At 40.8% G+C, this 2,564-nt stretch carries 3 protein-coding genes; all 3 read left to right on the top strand.

Going from position 1 to position 2,564, the window contains the following annotated elements:
- Positions 1–1,234: sigma-54 dependent transcriptional regulator (locus AB1488_10005; GenBank protein ID MEW6410424.1), on the top strand; the 1,234-nt coding region annotated here is incomplete at its 5' end.
- 111 nt (positions 1,235–1,345) lie between these two features.
- On the top strand, positions 1,346–2,272 hold the full coding sequence (phnD, locus tag AB1488_10000) for a phosphate/phosphite/phosphonate ABC transporter substrate-binding protein (GenBank protein MEW6410423.1): 927 nt from the start codon (positions 1,346–1,348) through the stop codon (positions 2,270–2,272).
- A gap of 4 nt (positions 2,273–2,276) precedes the next feature.
- The coding region (locus AB1488_09995) for a hypothetical protein (protein ID MEW6410422.1) at positions 2,277–2,564 on the top strand (288 nt) is incomplete at its 3' end.

Genomic DNA, 2,564 nt, shown 5'->3' with positions numbered 1-2,564 from the left:
GCTACCAGGTATTAATGGTATTGAGGTATTAAAATCTATAAAGAACATCTCTCCTGATACAGGGGTGATTGTAATCACTGCCTTTGCAGATGTAAAGACCGCTGTTGAGGCTATGAGAGAAGGCGCCTATGACTATATCTCGAAGCCATTTGACCCAGAGGAGCTCCTCATTGTTATAGATAGATTTATAAAACAGAGGGGGCTTGAGCTCGAAAACATAAGATTGAGGGAGGAAATAAAGGAGAAAAAACAATTCCAGCACATTATTAGTATAAGTCCTGCCATGCAGAGAATCTTTGAGACAATCGATGTTGTTTCAAAAACAGATTCATCAATAATGATATACGGTGAAAGCGGGACAGGCAAGGAATTGGTAGCGAATGCAATACATAACTTAAGCATGAGGAGAGACAAGCTATTTCTTAAGATAAACTGTGCCGCAATCCCTGAGACACTGCTTGAGTCAGAACTATTCGGGCACGAGAAAGGGGCATTTACAGGCGCCATCCACAGGAAAAAAGGAAAGTTTGAGGTAGCTGATGGTGGTACGATTTTTTTTGACGAAATTGCTGACATGCCACTTGCCTTACAGGCAAAACTTTTGAGGGTTCTTGAAAGCCATACTTTCGAACATCTTGGTGGAAATGAACCATTGACCGTCGATGTAAGAACTATCTATGCAACGGGAAAGAATCTAAGAGATGAACTAAAAGTAGGCAGATTCAGGGAAGACCTTTACTACAGGCTCAATGTCCTGCCTATAACCATTCCACCTTTACGAGACAGAAAAGAAGACATACCACTGCTTGTCAATCATTTTCTGGAGATATTCTGCAGAAAGACTGGGAAGCCTGACATTACCGTCACACCCGCAGCCATGGAGAGACTGGTAGCATATGATTATCCAGGCAATGTAAGGGAACTAAAACATGCCATAGAGATGGCTGTAACCTTCTGTAGGAGCGATAGGGTAGAACCTTGCTGTCTGCCAGACGAAATAAGAGAAACTAAGGTAAAACAGAGTACCACCACCTTGGCTTGCGAAGACCTTTGCTTGGTAGAAAGATTAAAGGAGTTTGAAAAAGAGATAATAGCCCGAGTTCTTGAAGAAACATACGGCAAAAAGAAAGAGGCTGCGAAAAGACTTGGAATCAGCAGAGAGACCCTGTGGAGAAAACTCAAGGAATACGGCTTTCCTGTATCCGTAGCAGATTTAGATGAAGAGACTTTCTAAGTTAAATTCCTGCAACTACTCAAGTCATTTAAGTTACATTTTTGCAACCTGAATTGCGACTAAGAGATAGAAATTTTTATAAAGCCACTGATTTTAAAATGATTTTAAGTTATGGCATTAATCTTGCTTAAAAATAATAATGGACAAATTTGTGGATTTGGAATGACCTTTCTTCTCCCCGCTATATTGACAATCTGCTCATACTTATTGTTTAATACTGGTGCTATGGCGATGGAGCAGTCGCTGAAGGTTGCCATTACTCCTGTTCTTGTAGAGCAAAATGTTGAACTAAACAAGAGACTTATCGAGTATATAGGGAAAAAGATAAAGATGCCTACAAATATCGTTCAGCGGAAAACCTATCAGGAGATAAATGATTTAATAGAACAAGGACGGGTGGATATCGCTTTTGTCTGCACCCTACCATATGTAATAGGGAAGGAGAAATTTGGTATGGAACTCTTAGCCGTTCCGAAGAGAAGGGGTAAACCCTATTATTACTCGTATGTCGTTGTTCCTAAGGATAGCCCCGCTAGGTCCATAGAGGACTTAAGGGGAAAACTTTATGCATACCCGGATCCCCTCTCTAATTCAGGCTATCTTTTCCCGCGCTACAGACTGGCAAGGGCAGGTTATTCCCCTAATGAGTATTTCAGGAAGTGGGTGCAGACCTATAGTCATACTGCTTCTATAGAAGCAGTGGGGGATAGTCTTGTAGATGGCGCTAGTGTTGATAGTTATGTATATGACCTGATGCATATCCTGCATCCTGAATTGACCAGTAAAACTAAGGTTATAGAGATTTCTCCTCCTTTTGGTTTCACACCTGTAGTGATGCGTAAAAACCTTCCAGTAGACTTAAAGAGAAAACTAAGGTCTGTTTTTCTTGGTATGGATAAAGACCCTGCAGGCAAAAATATCTTAAAAGATATGCTATTGGATGGATTTATCAAAGGTGATGATTCGCTTTTTGACACCGTAAGGAGAATGTACCATTATATGAATACTCTTAATCACCAACAACCAGTTAAGAGATAAAGTTATGGGTCTCCTGAAAACATTCCGTTTTTTAACAATCAGACAGAAACTGATACTTACTATCAGCAGTGGTACCCTCTTTGTGATATTTCTCACAAGTGCCATCGCCCTTTATCAGGAATCGAAGGTACTTGAAAAGGAGCTCATTGATAAGGGAATCATCATGGCGACCAACCTTTCTAAACAGAGCATCGAGCCCATCGTACATGATAATATCTGGGAGCTTTATAAATCCGTAAAGGCAATGGGAGGCAGCACGTCTATGCCCTTCCTGAGTTACATTGTGATACTG

Source organism: Nitrospirota bacterium, assembly GCA_040756155.1.
Taxonomy (GTDB): domain Bacteria; phylum Nitrospirota; class Thermodesulfovibrionia; order JACRGW01; family JBFLZU01; genus JBFLZU01.
The sequence above is the reverse complement of the archived record's forward strand: the minus strand, read 5'-3'. Positions and strand labels throughout refer to the sequence as shown.

What these genes read in the sequence shown, in the direction of transcription:
- phnD (MEW6410423.1), top strand. Translation starts at nt 1,346, where the DNA reads ATGGCATTAATCTTGCTTAAAAATAATAATGGACAAATTTGTGGATTT.